Source organism: Lysobacter arenosi (genome assembly GCF_016613475.2).
Classification (GTDB): domain Bacteria; phylum Pseudomonadota; class Gammaproteobacteria; order Xanthomonadales; family Xanthomonadaceae; genus Lysobacter_J; species Lysobacter_J arenosi.
This window is the reverse complement of sequence record NZ_CP071517.1, coordinates 44,244-63,459: the sequence shown is the minus strand read 5'-3', so window position 1 is coordinate 63,459 and position 19,216 is coordinate 44,244. Positions and strand designations below refer to the sequence as shown.

18 protein-coding genes are annotated in these 19,216 nt (G+C 68.2%); 13 read left to right on the top strand and 5 right to left on the bottom strand.

The window, feature by feature from the left end; genetic code table 11:
• Positions 1-58 precede the first annotated feature (58 nt).
• From HIV01_RS00335 to HIV01_RS00325, 3 genes are read left to right on the top strand one after another with little or no spacing between them, the layout of a single operon-like run.
• Positions 59-1,903 carry an assimilatory sulfite reductase (NADPH) flavoprotein subunit gene (locus HIV01_RS00335; RefSeq protein ID WP_200604311.1) on the top strand — a complete coding sequence of 615 codons (1,845 nt, stop codon included), beginning with the start codon at positions 59-61 and terminating at the stop codon, positions 1,901-1,903.
• Between the two features lie 12 nt (positions 1,904-1,915).
• Positions 1,916-3,634 carry an assimilatory sulfite reductase (NADPH) hemoprotein subunit gene (gene cysI / locus HIV01_RS00330; RefSeq protein WP_200604310.1) on the top strand — a complete coding sequence of 573 codons (1,719 nt, stop codon included), beginning with the start codon at positions 1,916-1,918 and terminating at the stop codon, positions 3,632-3,634.
• A complete protein-coding gene (locus HIV01_RS00325; RefSeq protein ID WP_200604309.1) occupies positions 3,631-4,371 on the top strand; it encodes a phosphoadenylyl-sulfate reductase in 741 nt (246 codons plus the stop codon). Before cysI ends, HIV01_RS00325 begins: the two co-directional genes overlap by 4 nt.
• A gap of 52 nt (positions 4,372-4,423) precedes the next feature.
• Here HIV01_RS00325 and HIV01_RS00320 read toward each other — a convergent pair whose 3' ends face one another.
• Complete coding sequence (locus tag HIV01_RS00320) at positions 4,424-5,407, bottom strand: LysR family transcriptional regulator (RefSeq protein ID WP_200604308.1); 984 nt, start codon at positions 5,405-5,407, stop codon at positions 4,424-4,426.
• 188 nt (positions 5,408-5,595) lie between these two features.
• Here HIV01_RS00320 and cysG point away from each other — a divergent pair, with 188 nt between their 5' ends.
• The 4 genes from cysG (at position 5,596) to murU (ending at position 9,852) form a co-directional block, all read left to right on the top strand.
• Positions 5,596-7,020, top strand: a complete 1,425-nt coding sequence (gene cysG, locus HIV01_RS00315; protein WP_200604307.1) for a siroheme synthase CysG — start codon at positions 5,596-5,598, stop codon at positions 7,018-7,020.
• A 44-nt stretch (positions 7,021-7,064) separates the two neighbouring features.
• Positions 7,065-8,045: a cysteine synthase A gene (gene cysK / locus HIV01_RS00310; protein ID WP_200604306.1), complete on the top strand. Its 981-nt coding sequence runs from the start codon at positions 7,065-7,067 to the stop codon at positions 8,043-8,045.
• 86 nt (positions 8,046-8,131) lie between these two features.
• Complete coding sequence (locus tag HIV01_RS00305; RefSeq protein WP_200604305.1) at positions 8,132-9,154, top strand: aminoglycoside phosphotransferase family protein; 1,023 nt, start codon at positions 8,132-8,134, stop codon at positions 9,152-9,154.
• On the top strand, positions 9,151-9,852 hold the full coding sequence (murU, locus tag HIV01_RS00300; protein ID WP_200604304.1) for an N-acetylmuramate alpha-1-phosphate uridylyltransferase MurU: 702 nt from the start codon (positions 9,151-9,153) through the stop codon (positions 9,850-9,852). Before HIV01_RS00305 ends, murU begins: the two co-directional genes overlap by 4 nt.
• 4 nt (positions 9,853-9,856) lie before the next feature.
• Here the strand turns inward: murU and hda are convergent, their stop codons facing one another.
• From hda to HIV01_RS00285, 3 genes are read right to left on the bottom strand one after another with little or no spacing between them, the layout of a single operon-like run.
• Positions 9,857-10,558 (bottom strand): DnaA regulatory inactivator Hda, encoded by a 702-nt coding sequence (hda, locus tag HIV01_RS00295; protein ID WP_200604303.1) that lies wholly within the window; start codon positions 10,556-10,558, stop codon positions 9,857-9,859.
• Between the two features lie 59 nt (positions 10,559-10,617).
• Positions 10,618-11,763 carry an AI-2E family transporter gene (locus tag HIV01_RS00290; RefSeq protein WP_200604302.1) on the bottom strand — a complete coding sequence of 382 codons (1,146 nt, stop codon included), beginning with the start codon at positions 11,761-11,763 and terminating at the stop codon, positions 10,618-10,620.
• Between the two features lie 18 nt (positions 11,764-11,781).
• Positions 11,782-12,879, bottom strand: coding sequence for a DUF2066 domain-containing protein (locus HIV01_RS00285; RefSeq protein ID WP_200604301.1), 1,098 nt, complete (start codon positions 12,877-12,879; stop codon positions 11,782-11,784).
• A 184-nt stretch (positions 12,880-13,063) separates the two neighbouring features.
• Here HIV01_RS00285 and purM point away from each other — a divergent pair, with 184 nt between their 5' ends.
• Genes purM through HIV01_RS00260 form a run of 5 tightly spaced genes read left to right on the top strand, consistent with a single transcriptional unit; the run spans position 13,064 to position 16,933 of the window.
• Positions 13,064-14,110: a phosphoribosylformylglycinamidine cyclo-ligase gene (gene purM / locus HIV01_RS00280; protein ID WP_245156874.1), complete on the top strand. Its 1,047-nt coding sequence runs from the start codon at positions 13,064-13,066 to the stop codon at positions 14,108-14,110.
• Between the two features lie 39 nt (positions 14,111-14,149).
• Entirely contained in the window at positions 14,150-14,779 is a 630-nt protein-coding gene (locus tag HIV01_RS00275) for a DUF2238 domain-containing protein (RefSeq protein ID WP_200604299.1), read from the top strand.
• A complete protein-coding gene (purN, locus tag HIV01_RS00270; protein WP_200604298.1) occupies positions 14,779-15,459 on the top strand; it encodes a phosphoribosylglycinamide formyltransferase in 681 nt (226 codons plus the stop codon). Before HIV01_RS00275 ends, purN begins: the two co-directional genes overlap by 1 nt.
• A 47-nt stretch (positions 15,460-15,506) precedes the next feature.
• Positions 15,507-16,214, top strand: coding sequence for a DUF3108 domain-containing protein (locus HIV01_RS00265; RefSeq protein ID WP_245156873.1), 708 nt, complete (start codon positions 15,507-15,509; stop codon positions 16,212-16,214).
• Positions 16,214-16,933, top strand: a complete 720-nt coding sequence (locus HIV01_RS00260; RefSeq protein WP_425600242.1) for a DUF3108 domain-containing protein — start codon at positions 16,214-16,216, stop codon at positions 16,931-16,933. The genes HIV01_RS00265 and HIV01_RS00260 overlap by 1 nt, the downstream gene beginning before the upstream one ends.
• A gap of 91 nt (positions 16,934-17,024) precedes the next feature.
• On the opposite strand, the gene HIV01_RS00255 is transcribed toward HIV01_RS00260, so the two are convergent.
• Entirely contained in the window at positions 17,025-18,164 is a 1,140-nt protein-coding gene (locus tag HIV01_RS00255; RefSeq protein ID WP_200604296.1) for an SDR family oxidoreductase, read from the bottom strand.
• A 184-nt stretch (positions 18,165-18,348) separates the two neighbouring features.
• Between HIV01_RS00255 and ppk2 the strand changes: the two genes are divergently transcribed.
• Entirely contained in the window at positions 18,349-19,209 is an 861-nt protein-coding gene (gene ppk2, locus HIV01_RS00250) for a polyphosphate kinase 2 (protein WP_200604295.1), read from the top strand.
• The last annotated feature ends 7 nt before the right edge of the window (positions 19,210-19,216 follow it).

Here is a 19,216-nt window from a genome sequence, read left to right as displayed (position 1 = left end):
CATATGGACGACGGCGGGGCCTAGCCTGCAATGGTCCCCGCCGCCCAGTCACGTGCCGATGTCGGCTTCACCTTCAAGCCCGCTTGCCAGCAGCTCCCTCGGTTCTCCCCTTCCCGAGGATCGGCTGGCGGCGCTCGCGCGCGTCACCGACGGTCTCGATGCGAGCGGCCTGTGGTGGCTGTCGGGCTACGCCGCTGGGCTGGCCAGTCGCTCCGCCGGGACGGCGGCCGCGACTGCCCACCCGGTCGCCGAGGCCCAGGCGGCGGGGCGCCTGACCATCGTCTACGGCAGCCAGACCGGCAACGCCAAGCGCCTGGCCGAGCAGCTCGCCCGCCAGTCCGAGGCCGCCGGACTGGCCGTCCGCCTGCTGCGCGCGGACGCCTACCCGACCCGCGAACTGAAGGACGAACGCAACCTCTACCTGGTCATCAGCACCCAGGGCGACGGCGATCCGCCGGACGATGCCCGTGCGCTGGTCGAGTTCATTGCCGGCAAGCGCGCACCGCAGCTCAAGCAGCTGCGCTATGCCGTGCTCGCCCTCGGCGACTCCAGCTACCCGCAGTTCTGCGCCATCGGGCAGAAGCTCGACGAGCGCCTGGCCGAACTCGGCGCGACCCGCCTGCTGCCGCGCGGCGATGCCGACCTCGACATCGAGACGATCGCCACCCCGTGGCTGGCGCAGGCGCTGGCCAAGGCCAAGGAAGCGCTGAAGCCGACCGCGCCACTGGCGACAGTGACGCCGCTGCGACCGCTGCCGGCAACTCCGGCGCATGGCCGCGACGCCCCTTTTGCGGCCGAACTTCTGCTCAACCAGCGCCTGGTCACGCGCGCCAGCAGCGTCGGTCGTCCCGGCCCCGACAAGGACGTGCGCCACATCGAGCTGTCGCTGGAAGGTTCGGGCCTGCACTACGAGCCCGGCGATGCGGTCGGACTGTGGCCGTCGAACCCGCCTGCGCTGGTCGATGCGGTGCTGGCCACGCTGCAACTCGACGGCAACGATCAGGTCAGCGCCGGCGGCCAGCAGTTGCCGCTGCGGACCTGGCTGACCGACAAGCGCGAACTGACCCAGCTGGCGCGTCCGTTTGTTGCCACGCTCGCCGCGCAGGCGCGCAATGACGAACTCAATGGCCTGCTGGCGCCGGGCCAGCAGGTGCAGCTGAGCCGCCTGCTTGCCGAGCAGCAGGTGATCGACCTGCTGACGCAGTACCGCGCCGACTGGACTGGCGAAGAACTGGTTGCGGCGTTGCGTCCGCTGACGCCGCGCCTGTACTCGATTGCGTCCAGCCAGAAGCAGGTTGGCGACGAGGTCCACCTCACCGTCGCCCATGTCGAGTACGACAACGGCCACGGCACGCGCTGGGGCGCGGCATCGCACCAGCTTGCCGCCAGCGCCGAGGGCGCGCGGCTGCCGGTGTTCATCGAGCACAACGAGCGCTTCCGCCTTCCTGCCGACGCGTCGCGCGACGTCATCATGATCGGCCCCGGCACCGGCGTCGCGCCGTTCCGCGGCTTCCTGCAGGAACGCGCGGCGATCGACGCGCCGGGCCGAAACTGGCTGCTGTTCGGCAACCCGCACTTCCGCACCGATTTCCTCTACCAGGTCGAGTGGCAGCAGGCACTCAAGGACGGTCGTCTGCACCGCCTCGACCTGGCCTTCTCGCGCGACCAGGAACGCAAGGTCTACGTCCAGCACCGCCTGCGCGAGCACGGCCGCGAACTGTTCGCCTGGCTCGAGGCCGGTGCGCACGTCTACGTCTGCGGCGATGCCACGCGCATGGCCCGTGATGTGCACGCCGCACTGCTCGAAGCCATCGCCGAACACGGCGGCAAGTCCGCGGACGACGCCAACGACTACCTCAACGACCTGCAGCAGCAGGGCCGCTACGCACGGGATGTGTACTGAAGGCATGAACCGATGAGCAACCACTCGGTCGAGGACATCAAGCACGAAAGCGCCCGCCTGCGCGGGACGCTGCTGGCGTCGCTCGCCAATCCGGTCACCGGCGCGCTCGCCGACGACGACCAGACGCTGATCAAGTACCACGGCAGCTACCAGCAGGACGATCGCGACATCCGCGAGGAGCGCCGCGTCGCCAAGCTCGAGCCGGCCTACAGCTTCATGATCCGCACGCGCACGCCCGGTGGCGTTGTCACGCCGGCGCAGTGGCTCAAGCTCGACACGGTCGCCACGCGCTTCGCCGAACGCGGCCTGCGCATCACCACGCGCCAGGCATTCCAGTTCCACGGCGTGATCAAGACCGAGCTGAAGCCGACCATGCAGGCGATCAGCGCCGCGCTGATCGACACCCTCGCCGCTTGCGGCGACGTCAACCGCAACGTCGCCGTTGCCGCCAATCCGTTGCTGTCGCAGGCGCATGCGGCGGTGCATGCACAGGCGGCGGCATTGTCCGAACACCTGCTGCCGAACACCCGCGCCTACTACGAGATCTGGCTGGACGAGGAACGCGTGGCGGGCAGCGGCAGCGAGGACGAGCCGGTCTATGGCCCGACCTACCTGCCGCGCAAGTTCAAGATCGGTTTCGCGATCCCGCCCTACAACGACGTCGACGTGTTCGCGCAGGACCTGGGCTTCATCGCCATCCTCGACGATGACGGCGCCCTCGCCGGCTACAACGTCAGCGTCGGCGGTGGCATGGGAGCGACGCACGGCGACCCGGAGACGTATCCGCGCCTGGGCGATGTGATCGGCTTCGTCTCGCCCGACCAGGTCATCGCCGTCGGCGAGGCCGTGGTCACAGCGCAGCGCGACTTCGGCAATCGCAACGTGCGCAAGCGCGCGCGCCTGAAGTACACCATCGATGACCATGGCCTGGACTGGTTCAAGGCCGAGGTCGAACGACGCGCCGGGTTCAGCCTGCTGCCGGCACGCGCGTTCTCGTTCGTCCACAACGGCGATCGCTTCGGCTGGATCGAAGGCGATGAGGGCCTTGCGCACCTGACGCTGCGGACCGTGGCCGGGCGCATCTGGGACCACGAAGGCATCCTCCACCTCAGTGGCCTGCGCGAGATCGCGCGCGTGCTGGACGAGGCGGCCAATGCGGCGGAGTTCCGCCTCACGCCGAACCAGAACCTGGTGATCGCCGGCGTTCCCGCCGACCTGCGCACGCGCATCGACGCGCTGGCAACGCAGTACGGGCTGGACGGTTACCGCACCGCGAGCCCGTTGCAGCGAAATGCGCTGGCCTGCGTCGCGCTGCCGACCTGCGGCCTGGCCATGGCCGAGGCCGAGCGCTATCTGCCGGAACTGACCGGGAAAGTGCAGGCACTGCTGGACGGCCACGGCCTGCACGACGCGCCGATCCATCTGCGCATCAGTGGCTGCCCCAACGGCTGCTCGCGTCCGTACCTGGGCGAGATCGCGCTGGTCGGCAAGGCACCGGGTCGCTACAACCTGATGCTTGGCGCCGATCATCGCGGCCAGCGTCTGAACACCCTGTACCGCGAAAACATCGCCGAGGCACAGATCCTCGCCGAGCTCGATCCCCTGTTTGCGCGCTATGCCGGCGAGCGACTCACCGACGAAGGCTTCGGTGACTTCCTCGTCCGCACGGCCGTGATTGCACCACCCAGGCCCCCGATTTCGTTGCATCTGCGTAGTGAGAACGCTGCATGAGCACGCCTCCCGATCCGATTACCGCCGCCGAATCGCCGCAGGCGCTGGCGGAACTCAACCACTGGCTGGGCCAGCTCAGCGCACCCGATCGCGTTGCGTGGGCGCTGGAGAACACGGCCGGAACGCACGCGCTGTCGTCGAGCTTCGGCGCGCAGGCAGCCGTATCGCTGCACCTTGCCACGCAGCAGCAACCGGACATGCCGGTGATCCTGATCGACACCGGCTACCTGTTCCCGGAGACCTACCGCTTCGTCGACCAGCTCAGCGAGCGCCTTGGCCTGAACTTGAAGGTCTATCGGCCGCAGATCGGCATCGCCTGGATGGAGGCGCGTCTGGGCAAGTTGTGGGAAGGCGGACTGGACGGCATCGAACGCTACAACCGCATGCGCAAGGTCGAGCCGATGCAGCGCGCGCTCAATGAGCTGGGCGTGCGCACCTGGATCGCCGGACTGCGCCGCAGCCAGGCGCGTACGCGCGCCAACATCGACTTCCTCGAACTGCGTGACGGCCGCTGGAAGCTGCATCCGATCGCCGACTGGGGCGATCGCGAAGTCTGGCAGTACCTGCAGCAGCACGACCTGCCCTACCACCCGCTCTGGCACCAGGGTTACGTGTCGATCGGCGACATCCACACCACGCGACCGCTGGAGGCCGGAATGAATGAGGAGGACACGCGTTTTTTCGGCCTGAAGCGTGAGTGCGGGCTGCATTTCGACAGCGAGTCGAATGCGGCTTGAGCAGCTGCAACGTCAGGATGGATCCCGGCGCTCGCCGGGATAACGGCGGCGATCAGGTCGTGATCGGCTGACTCAGCTCGCGCCATGCCGGCGCCTGCGGCCAGCTTGGTTCCAGGTTGCCTTCCAGCACACGCCGCAGGTCGCGACGGTCCAGTTGCGGCGCAATGCCGTGCATCAGCGCCAATGCGTACTCACGCAGCACCCGCGCACGGGGGATCACGGCCCAGGTGATGCATTCGGGCAATGCGTCCGGCGCCGGCAACGCCTTCAGGTCGGTGTCGCGCACGCCCACCGCCATCTCCGCCAGCACGCCAACGCCGAGGCCGGCACGCACGTAGGTCTTGATCAGGTCGGCATCGCGCGCGGTCATCGCCAGCTGCGGCTCGAGTCCGGCGGCGGCGAAGGTGCGATGCAGCGAGGATTCGGGCTTGGTCGAAGATTCGTAGCTGATCAACGGATGCGCGGCCAGTTCTGCCAGCGTCGGCGCGCGATCCAGTTTCGCCAGCGGATGCGTCAACGGCACCAGCACGACGCGGCGCCAGCGGAACAACGGCACCGCTACGCCACCTTCGGGTTCGCTGCCGGCGGTGCTGATGACGGCCAGGTCGGCTTCGCCACGCGCAAGCTGCTCGAGCACTTCGCCATCGGCGGCCGCCTGCAGGTGCACGCTGACCTGCGGAAACTCGCGCTTCACCGACGCAATCACTTCCGGCAGCACGAAGCGCGCCTGGGTGTGCGTGGTGGCGAGGACCAGGCGGCCGCTGTGCTGGCCGCGCTCGTTGGCGGCGTAGGCGCGAATGTTGCTGGCTTCCTCGAGGATGCGACGGGCGTGCATCAGCACGCGCTCGCCGGCCGGAGCGATCGCTTCCAGGCTGCGGCCCTTGCGCGTGAACAGCTGGAATCCGAGCTCGTCCTCCAGTTGCTTGAGCTGCTTGGACAGGCCCGGCTGGGTCGCATGCACGCGCTCGGCCGCCAGGGTGATGTTGAGCCCGGAGTCGGCGATGGCAACGAGGTAGCGCAGCTGGGTGAGGGTCATGGCGGAGCGGCTATATATCGCTCGATGCGAATAAAGGGATGGAAAGAAACTACCGCGGCGCGGACCCGCTGTCCAGCACCGCGGCCATCATTCCGAAATGACATACCGCCAGAGGACGGCGTCATTTCCGCCACCGCGGGGGCGTGGGTAGGTTCACGGTATCGCCGCCCCGTCCCGCATTCGACACCATGGCCAGTCCACTGTTTCCCGTATTTGCCGACCTGCGCGGCCGTGATGTGCTGGTGGTCGGCGGCGGTACGGTGGCCCAGCGCAAGGCCGAGGCCCTGCTCGAGGCCGGTGGGCGGGTCCGTCTCGGCGCCCCCACCCTGAACGACGCCCTCGCCCGCCATGTCGCCGAGGGCCGGATCGAGCACCTTGCCGGCCCCTTCCAGGCGTACTGGCTCGATGGCGCCTGGCTGGCCATCGCGGCGACCGACGACGACGCCGTCAACCGCGCTGTCGCCGAGGCCGGCAATGCCAGGCGCATCTGGGTGAACGTGGTCGACGATGCCGATGCGTCCAGCGTGCAGATCCCGGCGCGGATCGAACGTGGCCCGCTGCAGGTGGCCATTTCCAGCGGCGGCGGCGCGCCGATGCTCGCCCGCCACCTGCGCGAGAAGCTGGAATCGGAACTCGACGAATCCGTCGGTGAGTTGGCCGAGCTTCTCGGCCGCGAGCGCTCACGCATCCGCGCACGGTTCCCGCAACTGGGCCAGCGCCGACGATTCTTCGAACGCCTGCTGGCCGGCCCGCTGCCGGGCCTGCTGCGTCAGCGGCGCAAGTTGGCGGCCGAACGCGAGTTCAGCGCGGCGTTGAGCGAAAGCAATGAACCTGGTTCACGCGGATCGGTCGCACTGGTCGGCGCAGGCCCCGGCGATCCGGGACTGCTGACGCTGCGCGCACTGCGCGTGCTCAACGAGGCCGACGTGATCCTGCACGACCGCCTGGTCAGCAAGGAGGTCCTGCAATTGGTGCGCCGCGATGCGCAGCGGATCGAAGTGGGCAAGCAGGCCGGCAACCACCACACCACCCAGCAGCAGATCCATGCGCTGATGCTGGAGCATGCGCGCGCCGGCAAGCGCGTCGTGCGGCTCAAGGGCGGTGATCCCTTCGTGTTCGGGCGCGGAGGCGAAGAACTCGAAGTGCTGCAAGCCGACGGCATCGACTTCGAAGTCGTGCCTGGCATCACCGCGGCGCTGGCATGCGCGGCCTATGCCGGTGTGCCGCTGACCCACCGCGAGCATGCGCAGTCGGTGCGACTGGTCACCGCGCACTGCAAGGAATCGCTCGACACGCTCGACTGGCAATCGCTCGCGCTGGAACGCCAGACGTTGGCGGTCTACATGGGCGTGGCGGGCCTGGATGGCCTGCGCGACCGCCTGATCGCGCACGGCCGCGCTTCGTCGACACCGTTCGCACTGGTCGAGAACGGCTCGCGGCCGGAGCAGCGCGTGGTGACAGGCACGCTGGCCGACCTGGCCGAGCGGGCACGGCACTACGAAGTGCAGTCGCCGGCACTGCTGATCATCGGCGAAGTCGCCGCGCTGGCGGGAAAGCTGCACTGGTTCGGACAAGCGCCTCTCGGCGACACGGCGCTGGCATTGGCGGCCTGACTCCTGCGCCCCGCCATCCCTTCTGATTTCACTGGAGCAAACCCATGGCCCTGTACGACAGCATCCTCGACACCATCGGCAGCACGCCCATCGTCCGCCTCCACCGCATCGCGCCGGCGCACGTCACGCTCTACGCCAAGGTCGAGTCGTTCAATCCCGGCGGCTCGGTGAAGGATCGTCTCGCGCTGGCGATCGTGCTCGACGCCGAGCGCAAGGGCCTGCTCAAACCCGGGCAGACGATCGTGGAGGCGACCTCGGGCAACACCGGCATCGCCCTGGCGCTGGTGGCGGCGGCGCGCGGCTATCCGTTCGTGGCGGTGATGACCGAAACGTTCTCGGTGGAACGACGCAAGCTGATGCGCGCGTATGGCGCCAAGGTCATCCTCACTCCCGCGGCCGAGCGCGGCAGCGGCATGGTGCGTCGCGCAGCCGAGCTGGCACAGAAGCATGGCTGGTTCCTCGCCCGCCAGTTCGAGAACGAAGCCAATCCGGCCTATCACCGCAGCACCACCGGCCCGGAGATCCTGCGCGACTTCGCCGGCAAGCGCCTGGACTACTTCGTCAGTGGCTGGGGCACGGGTGGCACGATTACCGGCGCCGGCGAAGTACTCAAGCTCGCGCGCCCCGACCTGAAGATCATCGCCAGCGAACCGGCGGGTGCGGCGTTGCTGTCGGGCGACACCTGGCAGCCGCACAAGATCCAGGGCTGGACGCCGGACTTCCTGCCACAGGTGCTCAGTCGCACGATCGCCGACGAGGTGCTGCCGGTCGACGACGTACTGGCGCGCGACACCGCCAGGCGCCTGGCCGCGGAGGAAGGCGTGTTCGTCGGCATTTCCGCCGGCGCCACCGTCGCGGCGGCGCTGAAGGTGGCCGAGCGCGCGCCGGAAGGATCGGTGCTGCTGGCGGTGCTGCCCGATACCGGCGAGCGCTACCTGTCGACGTTCCTGTTCGAGGGCGTGGCCGAAGGCTCGGATGACGAGTGGCTGGACGAACTGGAAGGCAAGGAGGCGGTGGCGGCCTGAAGCGCCGCCCCGCCCTCACCCGCATTCCCCCGCGCGCACAGGCCCGTTACGCTGTGCGCATGCGGCGCCTGCCGCCCGGAGAATGCATGCCCGTAGTACCCGACTCACCCAACGGCGCCGCGCCCGATCGCGAGTCCGAGCGTCTGGCCTGGGCGCGCGCCGCGAGCGGCGATCCCGACCTGGTGCTGCAACGCGCCTCCGTCGACGCCGGTTTCCGCAGCTATTGGCGCGCCAGCACCGCCGCCGGCACGCGCATCGTCATGGATTCGCCGCCGGACCTCGAGGACGTCCGTCCGTGGCTGCGCATGCGCACGCTGCTCGAAGGCGGCGGCGTGCGTGTACCGAAGGTGCTGGTCGAGGACGTCGAGGCGGGCTTCCTGCTGATGGAGGACCTCGGCGGCCCGACCCTCGCCAAGGTCATCGACGATGACAGCGCCGATGCGCACTTCGCGGCGGCCATCTCGCAGTTGCTGAAGCTGCAGGCGATTGCGCCTCCGTCGGGCATGGGCGAGTTCGGCGAGGCGTTGCTGCAGCGTGATGCCGGCTTGTTCGAAGAGTGGTTCCTGCGCAGGCACCTGGGCATCGAGCTCGACTGCGGCGATGCCGAACGCCTGCAACTCGTGCAGCGCCAGTTGATGGACAACGCCTTGTCACAGGCGCGCGTGCTGACCCATCGCGACTACATGCCGCGCAACCTGATGCCGGTGCCCGATGGCCCTGCCGTGCTCGACTTCCAGGATTGCGTCAGCGGCCCGGTCGCCTATGACGCCATCAGCCTGTTCAAGGATGCCTTCCTGAGCTGGCCGCTGGCACGCGTCGACGAATGGCTGGCGCAGTACCACGCGCGCGCGCTCGCGGCCGGCGTGCCGGTGCCGCCGCTGGCGCAGTTCCGCCGCGACGCCGACTGGCTCGGCATCCAACGCCATCTCAAGATCCTGGGCATCTTCGCCCGCCTGCACCATCGCGATGGCAAGTCGCACTACATCGACGACGCCCCGCGCTTCATCGCCTATCTCGACGAAGTGCTGCCGCGCTATCCGGAGTTGTCGCCGTTGCGTGACCTGCTCGATTCGCGCATCCGCCCGGCCATGGCGGGAGTGCGCGCATGAAGGCGTTGATATTCGCTGCCGGTCTTGGCGAACGCATGCGCCCGTTGACCAACCACACGCCCAAGCCGTTGCTGGTCGCCGGTGGCAAGCCGCTGATCGTCTGGCACCTGGAGAAGCTCGCCGCGATGGGCGTGCGTGACGTGGTGATCAATACCAGCTGGCTGGCGGACCAGTTCCCGCAGGCACTGGGCGACGGCAGCCGCTGGGGTTTGCGCCTGCACTATTCCTACGAAGGCACCACGCCGCTGGAGACCGGCGGCGGCATGCTGCATGCGCTGCCATTGCTGGGTGATGAGCCGTTCCTGCTGGTCAACGGCGACATCTGGACCGACTACGACTTCGCCCGCCTGCCGCGCGAACCGGCAGGCCTCGCCCACCTGGTGATGGTCGACCGCCCCGGCCATGCCACCAACGGCGACTTCGCGCTCGACGACAGCGGCCATGTCCGCGCCGATGGTTCGAACCTGCTGACGTACGCGGGACTGGGAATTTATCGGCCTGCATTGCTCGCGAACTGGCGCGAGGCGGTTGCAGCCGAACCGGGCATCGCTGAGGAACCGCCGCGCTTCCGGCTTGCACCGATCCTGAAGCGGGCGATGCCCGACGGCCTGATCAGCGGTGAACATCACCGTGATCGCTGGACCGATGTAGGTACGCCGGAGCGGTTGGCTACGCTGGATGCGCAGCTGGGCGGCTAGCGCGTCAGCTTCCGAGCGTCTGCCGCAGGAACGGCACCGTGATCCGCCGCTGCGCCGCCAGTGATGCGCGATCGAGGCGATCAAGCAACGCGGTCAGACCGCCCAGGTCGCGACCGACGCGCTTGAGCAGCCAGTCCAGCGCCGCCTCCTCCAGCACCAGCCCGCGCCGCTGCGCACGCTGGCGCAGTACTTCGCGCCGGCCTTCGTCATCCAGCGGTGCCAGCGTGATCCGCGTGCACTGCCCCAGGCGCGAGCGCAGGTCCGGCAGGCCCAGACCGATCGCATCGGGAATGTCGCGCGCGGCATAGACCAGCGCCACGCCGGCAGCGCGCGCACGGTTGTGCGCATCGAACAGGGCGACTTCATCGTCGCGGTTGCCGGCGATGACTTCCAGACCGTCGATCGCGATCAGGTCGTTGCCTTCCAGCGCTTCCAGCGCGTCGCGCAAGCGGCCGGCGGCGGCAAGCAGCGGCAGGTAAGCGGCACGGCGCCCCGCTGCTTCGGTCGCCGCGCACGTCGCCAGCAAGAGATGGGTCTTGCCGACGCCCGACGGGCCGGCGAGATAGACATTGTCGGTGCGCACGGCAGCCGCGCCCGTCGCCAGCGCGTGCAACTGCTCCACGGTTCCCGCGGGTGCATGCACGAACGTGTCGAGTCGCTGGTCAGGCGGATAACGCAACGTCAGCGGCAACTGCGGAACGCTCACTGCGGGCCTCTCACGACCGGATCTTTCACCACCGGATCTTTCACAACCGGAACTCTCACTCACTCTTGCCTGTCGTCCAGCGTGGGCGCCAGGTGCGGATCGGCCAATGGATCGGGCGCGCTTTCACCGACATACAGCTTGCTGTGCCGGTAGCGCTCCTGCGCGTAGCGCAGCAACACGTTGACCACCGCGGCCACCGGCAGCGCCAGCAGCATGCCGAGGAAACCGAACAACTGGCCGCCAGCGAGCACGGCGAAGATCACCGCGACCGGGTGCAGCCCGATGCGGTCGCCGACGAGTTTCGGCGTCAGCACGTAGCTCTCGATGACTTGGCCCACACCGAATACCGCCAGCACGCCGGCGACATGCTGCCAGTCGCCGTACTGCACCAGCGCCGCGATCACGCCCAGGATGATGCCGCTGGCCGGACCCAGGTAAGGCACGAAGGTCAGCAGGCCGGCGATCAGGCCGATCAGGATTCCGAGGTCCAGGCCGACGGCCCACAGGCCCAGGCCGTACATCACGCCCAGCACCAGCATCACCAGGAACTGGCCGCGCAGGAATGCGCCGAGCACATCGCTCGACTCGCGCGCCAGCCGCGCGACCGTGGGCAGGTGGTTGCGCGGAACCAGCGAAGCGACCCGGTCGACCAGCAGGTCCCAGTCGCGCAGGAAGAAGAACGCGATCACCGGCAGCAGCGCGATGTTGGCGACCATCGCCAGCACCGCCGAACCCGAGCGCGACAGGTAACCCAGCATCGTGGTCGCGACACCGCCGGCCTGGTCCCAGTTCTCGCGGACCAGCTGCGCGAAGTGGGTGAAGTCGAGCGAGTCGGTGATCTCGAACCCCGTGCGGCGTTCGACCCACGGCAGCGCCGTCACCATCAGCCAGTCGCGATACTTCGGCAGGGAAGCAACCAGCGTGGTGATCTGGCGCTCGAGCAATGGCACCAGGATCAGCAACCCGGCCAGCACCAGCAGCGCCATCATCGTGAACACCAGCGCGACGGCGGTGTTGCGCGAGCGGCCCGAACGTTCGATCCGGTCGACCAGCGGATCGCCCAGCCAGGCCAGGATCAGGGCGAAGGCGAACGGCGACAGGATCGGCGCCAGCAACCACACCAGCCAGCACGCGCCCAGGCCGAGCGCAGTCCATTGCAGCCGGCGCAGGAACAGCGCGATCTCGTCCAGTGATTGCGTTTGCATGGCGTCCTTTTGTCTCAATCAACGCAGCCGGTAGACCGGCGGCTGTCCCTCGAGGCCTTCCATCACCTCGACCACGTCATCGCGCACCAGCATCCGGTTGAAGCCCGGCAGGCCGCTGACCAGTTCCAGGTCGTATTCCAGGCCCAGCGGCGTCGCCCGCGTCGGCGTGATGCGGCGCACGACCGACAGCTTCTGCAGGTAACCGGCAAGGCGGATGAAGTCGTCGCTGCTGTCGATGCCGGTGAAGGTCACGCGGTAGCTGCCCGGCTGGCCGGCGGTGACGCGCTTGGCATAGCGCTTCATCAGCGCATCGGCGGCGCCGTCGGCGCCGTTGGCCATCAGCTGGCGCGGGTCGGTGCCGGTCTGCGACCAGTTCGACAACACCTTGCCACCGTCGACGAAGGTCCAGTCGGCCTTCCAGCCTGCGGTGGTGTCGCGGTAAAGCTTGCCGATCAGCTGCATCGGCGGGCTGTAGCGGGCCGATGCGCGGGCGACGGCGGCGCTGTCGCCACGCCAGATCGCGCCCACGGCCGCCTGTTCGGCGGCGTTGCCGGTCGGCAGGCCGAGCTTGTAACCGCGCTCGGTGGCGCGGTTCAGCGCCGGCCGGGCCGCGTTCACCTGCGGCAGGCCGACCAGGCGCGGGCCGCTACCGTCGTCGATCGCCAGCCACAGCACCGGCTTGGGGCGCGGCTGCGGCCAGACCGGGATGCCGAGCGTGGCGGCGAGCTCGTTGACCGCTTCCTCGTCGTACTTGATCACCAGGGTGGTGCGGAAGCTCGGCGCGCCGGTCGGACCCAGGCCCTCGTCCTGGCGGTAGTCGTAGCTCTCCACGTAGGTCTTGGCCTGGCGCAGCTCCTGGCCCACGCCGGGCCGCGAGGCCGCGCCGCGATCGCCCGACAGCTTGCCCAGCACCGACGCCAGCCCGCGGGCAAAGGCGGAATTGCGCTCGCCCTCGCCCTGGCCGTTGACCTGAACTTCGGTGGCATAGATGCCTTCGGCGCGGGCGCGATCGCCCTCCACGCGCTGCGCAGCGGCGCCGAAGCTGGTCAGCAGTGCCAGCAGCAGCGCAATTGCCAGGCCCAGGGCCCTGGAGGGGACATTCGTATGGATCGTCATGCGGCCCAGCATGCCTGTTGCGCCGCTTGTAGAGCGTGTTTCCGTGCCAATTACCCGAACCATCGCAATCCCTGGTGGTGCGTATTGAGCGGAAATGGTGCCGCAGTGGCGTCTTGACGTCCATTCGAAGGCGTCACGGCTGGTAAAATCGCCGCTTCATATCCCGCGACCGCCGAGGCCGCCCGTGTCCAGCACTCCCCCCAGCCCCACCACGATCACCTACCGCGATGCCGGCGTCGACATCGACGCGGGCAACGAGGTCGTCGAACGCATCAAGCCGCTGGTCAAGCGCAGCTTCCGTCCCGAGGTGATGGGTGGCCTGGGTGGCTTCGGCGCCCTGTTCGACCTGTCGGGCAAGTACAAGGAGCCGGTGCTGGTCTCCGGCACCGACGGCGTCGGCACCAAGCTCAAGCTGGCCCAGCAGCTGAACCGCCACGACACCATCGGCATCGACCTGGTCGGCATGTGCGTCAACGACGTGCTGGTGCAGGGCGCCGAGCCGCTGTTCTTCCTCGATTACTTCGCCACCGGCAAGCTCGACGTCGACACCACCGTGGCCGTGGTCGGCGGCATCGCCAAGGGCTGCGAAATGTCCGGTTGCGCGCTGATCGGCGGTGAAACGGCCGAGATGCCCGACATGTACCCGCCGGGCGAGTACGACTTGGCCGGCTTCTGCGTCGCCGCGGTCGAGAAGTCCAAGCTGCTCGACGGCGCCAAGGTGCGCCAGGGCGACGTGCTGCTCGGCATCGCCTCCAGCGGCCCGCACTCCAACGGCTACTCGCTGGTGCGCCGCATCTATGACCGCGCCGGCCGCCCGGCCGACCTCGACCTGGGCGGGGTCAAGCTGATCGACGCGCTGATGGCGCCGACCGCGCTGTACGTCAAGCCGATCCTGGAACTGCTCGGCAAGCACGACCTGCATGCGATGGCACACATCACCGGTGGCGGCCTGACCGAGAACATCATCCGCGTGATCCCCGATGGCCTGGGCCTGCAGATCGAGGCCTCCAGCATCGTCCTGCCGCCGGTGTTCGACTGGTTGCAGCGCGAAGGTGCGGTGCCCAACGACGACATGTGGCGCACCTTCAACTGCGGCGTCGGCTTCGTGCTGGTGGTCGCCCCGGGCGATGTCGCCGCGGTCAGCGCCGACCTCGACCGTCTGGGCCTGAGCCATCGCCAGATCGGCGAAGTGGTCAAGGCCGGCGACGGCGAGCGCGTGCACATCGGCTGATCAAAGACCCGAGTCCCCAGAACCAGGCCCCCCAAAAACATGCAGCGCGACAAGCAGTTCGCACTCGGCCTGACCTTGGCCGTGTTCCTTGCTACCTGGATCGCGCCGCATTGGCCTGTGGAACAGGCGCTCCACAGCAGCCTGACCGTGGTCGGCCTGTTCTGGTTATGGCGCCATGACCGGCGCTGGCCGATGCGCACGTTCGATTTCGCACTGGTTTGCGCGTTCATCGCGGTGCACTGCGTGGCCGCGCGCTGGCTCTATTCCAACCTGCCGTACGACGAATGGATGCGGGCACTGACCGGCTGGTCGCCGCAGCAGGCGTTCGGTTGGCAACGCAATCACGCCGACCGCCTCATCCACTTGCTGTTCGGCGTGTGCTTGGCGCCGGCCCTGCGCGAGCATGTTCAGCAGCGCTGGCCTCGCTTGTCTCCGCGCCAGGCCTTCGCGTTCGCGCTGATGCTGATCATGTGCGCGAGCCTGGTCTATGAATGGCTGGAATGGGGCATCGCCCTGACCATGTCGCCCGAAGCCGCCGAAGCCTACAACGGCCAGCAGGGCGATCTGTGGGATGCCCACGCCGACATGCTGCTGGCGACGCTGGGCGCGCTGGTTGCATGGCCGCGTCGGGCCGAGACGGCCTATGCCGCCTCGGCGGAGGTCGCTTGATGTCCGCGCGCATCGCGGTGCTGGCCTCGGGCCGGGGCAGCAACCTGCAGGCCATCCTCGATGCGATTTCGGTCGGGGAACTGCCGGCCGAGATCGTCGGCGTGTTCTCCGACAAACCGGCCGCGGCGGTGCTGCAACGGGTCGCCCCGGCACTTCGCTGGAGCGCCGACGCCCGGACATTCCCGAGCCGGGAAGCCTTCGACGCCGCCCTCGCCGATGCCGTCGCGGCATGCCGGCCGGACTGGGTGGTCTGTGCCGGCTACATGCGCATCCTCGGCGATGGCTTCGTCAGCCGCTTCCGCGGCCGGCTGCTCAACATCCACCCCTCGCTGCTGCCCCGCTACCCGGGCCTGCGCACGCATGCGCGCGCCCTGGCCGACGGCCAGCGCGAGCATGGCGCCAGCGTCCACTTCGTCATCCCCGAACTCGACGCAGGCGCGGTGATCGCGCAGGCGGTGGTCCCGGTACGCGCCGACGATGACGCCGAAGCCCTGGCGACTCGCGTGCTGGCGGTCGAGCACCCGCTGCTGGTGGCGGTGCTGCGCCTGGCCGCGGCCGGCCGGCTGGCTGAACACGGGACAACCATCACCCTCGACGGTCATGCGCTGTTTACGGCACTGCGCTTAGATTCCGCCGGTGTTTTGCACGTTTCCGACGACCCGGCATCCGTGGCAGTCTGAGAATCCGGTCCGTCCCCCCATCGAAGGTTTGATGAAGCCACTCCTGCGTGCCTCCCGCTTTCGCGCACTTGCGCTGTTGCTGTGCCCTGGCGGCTTCCGCACCCGCGCTGGCACTGGAATCGTTCGTTGCCGACTACCAGGTTTTCAACGCCGGCAAGGCGCTGGGAGAGGCGACGATGCAGGTCGTGCCGGACGCCGGGCGTTGGCGGATCGATCTCAACATGCGCGGCACCCGCGGCCTGATGGGCCTGGCAGGGGTCAACGCGCAGCAGAGCACGGTCTTCGACACGGTCGGCGATGCCTATCGCCCGCTCAGCCAGAGCACGGTGCGCAAGGCCCTGTTCGTCGGCAAGCAGATCACCGGCAGCTACGACTGGGGCAACCACTCGGCGCGCTGGACCGGCGACGTGAAGAAGAACCGCCAGGCCCCCGTGCCGCTGCGCGATGGCGACATGAGTGGCCTGCTGATCAACCTGGCCATCATCCGCGACGCGCAGCCCGGACGCACGCTCGACTACCGCTTCGTCGACAACGGCCGCGCCCGCGACCACCGCTATGCGGTCGCCAACGATCTGGAGAGCGTCTCCGTCGATGGCATGAGCTTCAATGCGATGCGCGTCGCGCGCGTGCAGGGCAACGAAGAAACCGTGGTGTGGGTCGTCGACGGCGTACCCACGCCGGTGCGCATCCTGCAGCGTGAGAACGGCGAAGACACCTTCGACCTGCGCCTGGTCGACTACAGAGGAGCCCAGTGATGGCCACCAAGCTGACCACCACCCTGACCCGCCCGCGGCTGCACGGCCCGCGGTTGCACGGCATGTTCGCTGCTGCGCTGCTGATGGTGGCCAGCGCACCCGCGCTGGCGATCAAGCCCTTCACCGCCGACTACCAGGCCAGCTACATGGGCGTGGTCGGCACCGGCCGCATGACCCTCGCCGCCGACGGCGCCAATCGCTGGAAGTACAGCCTGGCGGTCACCGCGCCGCTCGCCGACGTGCGCCAGACCACCGTCTTCGAGGAAAACGGCGGGCAATGGCGACCGCTGTCGGGCACCGACAGCACCAAGGTCCTGGGCAAGGGCAAGACCAAGAACGCCACCTACGACTGGGGCCGCGGGGTCGCGAGCTGGACGGGTGACGTCAAGCCCGAACGTGCCGGACCGATCAAGCTGCAGAGCGGCGACCTCGATGCCCTGCTGATCAACCTGGCGGTCGTGCGCGACCTGGCCGCGGGCAAGCCGATGAGCTACCGCATGGTCGAGGACGGGCGCGTCAAGCAGCTCAACTACACCGTCGCCGGCAAGGAACAGATCACCGTCGACGGCAAGCCGGTGCAGGCGACCAAGGTCATGGCCAGCCACGGCAAAAAGCAGACCATCGCCTGGATCGTCGACAGCATGCCGGTGCCGGCGCGGATCCTGCAGCGCGACAAGGGCCAGGACGCGATCGACCTGCGCGTGCAGTCGGTGCGCTGATACCGAATCACCGCACTGCGGGCAACGCACTGACCCCCCGCCCTCGCGGGGATGACGGCCCGGCGGACGACGCCGACCCGACGCCAACCAGCTACGCTTTTGCGCGCCACGCCTTCAGCAGCGTCGCTTCCTGCTCGCGCGTAATGCCCGCACGCAGCGTCGCCTGACGCTCGGCCGGCTGGCTGCGGAACCAGGCAAGCAGATCGGTCACGGTGGTATCGAACGGGCGGTAGGTGAGACCGGCGCCGATCGCGCGTGCATTGCTGACCGCGCCATAGCCCGCGTACGGACCACTCTTCGAAGGAACCCAGATCGGCAACTCGACCTTCTGCTCCTCGAGGAACTCCGGCGACACATGCGTGTAGGTCGGCTTCTTGCCGGTGACACGCTCGCAACCCTTGAGCATGGCGGTGGTGCTTAGCGGCTTGGCCGGGCCAACCGCGTTGAACGTCCCCAGCGTGCCCGCCTCGGCCAGGCGGATCATCCACTCGCCAAGATCACGACCATCGATGATCTGCACCGGGTCGGAACCATCCCCCGGCACCAGCATCTCGCCACCCTGGGCAACGCGATGCGGCCAATAAGTGAAGCGATCGGTTTCATCGCGCGGACCGACGATGTAACCGGGGCGGACGATGGTGACCCGCTCTCCGAACTGCTTGTGCGCCTCGGCCTCGCTCAGCGCTTTCAGCGGACCGTACAGATGCTCGATGTCGGCACGCAGCGACTCCTGCGTCTCGGCCATCGCATCCTTGCCCTCGTACACCGCCAGCGGCGCGTCCTCGGTGATGCCCGGCTTGCTGCCATCGGCGTAGACCGAGATGGTGGAAATGAAGAGGTAATGGCCGACGTTGCCCTTGAGCACGTTGCCGGCATCGCGCACCCAGAACGGCAGGCTGGTGGGGTTGTCGATGCACACGTCCCACTTGCGCCCCTGCAGCGACTTGAGGTCGCCGGTATTGCGGTCGCCGAAGAGCTGCTCGACTTCGCCCGGCCACTCCGGCGACGGACGCTTGCCGCGATTGAACAAGGTCACCTTGTGCCCGCGTGCCAGCGCGTAGTTCACCTGGAACGGACCGGTGAAACCGGTGCCACCGAGGATCAGGATGTTCAGCGGCTTGGCCGCGCGCTCAACCGGTTTTGATTGCTTTGCCCAGGCCCATTGCGGAAGCGCGGCGGAGGCAGCGGCGAGTGCGCCGAACTTGAGCAGGTCACGACGGGTGGTGGTCATGCAAGGGATTCCTGGCGGGTCGGCGCGATTCTTAGCACATCGCCAAGCGAATGCATGTGCAATGCGGCACGGGTCCATGACCTGGGAAAACGTCCCGGTTTCCGCACCAGCACACTTGATCCGGATCAAAGGCCTACGCGGAGTGGCACGCAACACTGCCACCATCGCTAGCGGAACTCTTCCAATGCCTGACCATCGCCTGCCGGCAGAGCCCGGCGAAGACCTCCCCTACCCCGCCGCGGTCACGGAGCAGGCGCCGGCCGTTGCCAACATCGCCGAACTCATCGGCCAAGCGCCTTCCAGCCGCATGTCCAGGCGGCGGTACGAGCGCGAGAAGCGGCAACTGCAGATCGAGCTGCTCAAGCTGCAAGCCTGGGTGCAGGAGACCGGGCAGCGCGTCGTCATCCTGTTCGAGGGACGCGATGCCGCCGGCAAGGGCGGCGCGATCAAGCGCTTCATGGAGCACCTCAATCCGCGCGGCGCCCGCGTGGTGGCGCTTACCAAGCCAAGCGAGGCCGAGCGGACGCAGTGGTACTTCCAGCGCTACGTCGAGCACCTGCCGGCGTCGGGCGAGATCGTGCTGTTCGACCGCTCCTGGTACAACCGCGCCGGCGTGGAACGCGTCATGGGGTTCTGCAATACCAACGAGTACCTGGAGTTCATGCACCAGTGCCCCGGCTTCGAACGCATGCTGGTTCGCAGCGGCATCCGACTGTTCAAGTTCTGGTTCTCGGTCGGTCGTGCCGAACAGCACCGGCGCTTCGCAAGGCGGCGCAAGGACCCGCTCAAACAGTGGAAGCTTTCGCCGGTGGACCTGGCATCACTCGACAAGTGGGCCGAGTACACACGGGCGAAGGAGGACATGTTCGCCACGACCGATACGGCCGAGGCGCCATGGACCGTGATCCGCTCCGATGACAAGAAGCGCGCGCGATTGAACGCGATGCGGGTGGTGCTCAGCGCGTTCAACTACGACCTCAAGGACCGCGTGGTGGTGCGCGAGCCCGATCCGGTGATCGTCGGCCCTGCGTCGCGGGCGGGATGAACCAGGC

Coding starts and splice junctions, on each gene's coding strand:
- HIV01_RS00335 (WP_200604311.1), top strand. CDS start 59: ATGTCGGCTTCACCTTCAAGCCCGCTTGCCAGCAGCTCCCTCGGTTCT.
- cysI (WP_200604310.1), top strand. CDS start 1,916: ATGAGCAACCACTCGGTCGAGGACATCAAGCACGAAAGCGCCCGCCTG.
- HIV01_RS00325 (WP_200604309.1), top strand. CDS start 3,631: ATGAGCACGCCTCCCGATCCGATTACCGCCGCCGAATCGCCGCAGGCG.
- HIV01_RS00320 (WP_200604308.1), bottom strand. CDS start 5,407: ATGACCCTCACCCAGCTGCGCTACCTCGTTGCCATCGCCGACTCCGGG.
- cysG (WP_200604307.1), top strand. CDS start 5,596: ATGGCCAGTCCACTGTTTCCCGTATTTGCCGACCTGCGCGGCCGTGAT.
- cysK (WP_200604306.1), top strand. CDS start 7,065: ATGGCCCTGTACGACAGCATCCTCGACACCATCGGCAGCACGCCCATC.
- HIV01_RS00305 (WP_200604305.1), top strand. CDS start 8,132: ATGCCCGTAGTACCCGACTCACCCAACGGCGCCGCGCCCGATCGCGAG.
- murU (WP_200604304.1), top strand. CDS start 9,151: ATGAAGGCGTTGATATTCGCTGCCGGTCTTGGCGAACGCATGCGCCCG.
- HIV01_RS00290 (WP_200604302.1), bottom strand. CDS start 11,763: ATGCAAACGCAATCACTGGACGAGATCGCGCTGTTCCTGCGCCGGCTG.
- HIV01_RS00285 (WP_200604301.1), bottom strand. CDS start 12,879: ATGACGATCCATACGAATGTCCCCTCCAGGGCCCTGGGCCTGGCAATT.
- HIV01_RS00275 (WP_200604299.1), top strand. CDS start 14,150: ATGCAGCGCGACAAGCAGTTCGCACTCGGCCTGACCTTGGCCGTGTTC.
- purN (WP_200604298.1), top strand. CDS start 14,779: ATGTCCGCGCGCATCGCGGTGCTGGCCTCGGGCCGGGGCAGCAACCTG.
- HIV01_RS00260 (WP_425600242.1), top strand. CDS start 16,214: ATGGCCACCAAGCTGACCACCACCCTGACCCGCCCGCGGCTGCACGGC.
- HIV01_RS00255 (WP_200604296.1), bottom strand. CDS start 18,164: ATGACCACCACCCGTCGTGACCTGCTCAAGTTCGGCGCACTCGCCGCT.
- ppk2 (WP_200604295.1), top strand. CDS start 18,349: ATGCCTGACCATCGCCTGCCGGCAGAGCCCGGCGAAGACCTCCCCTAC.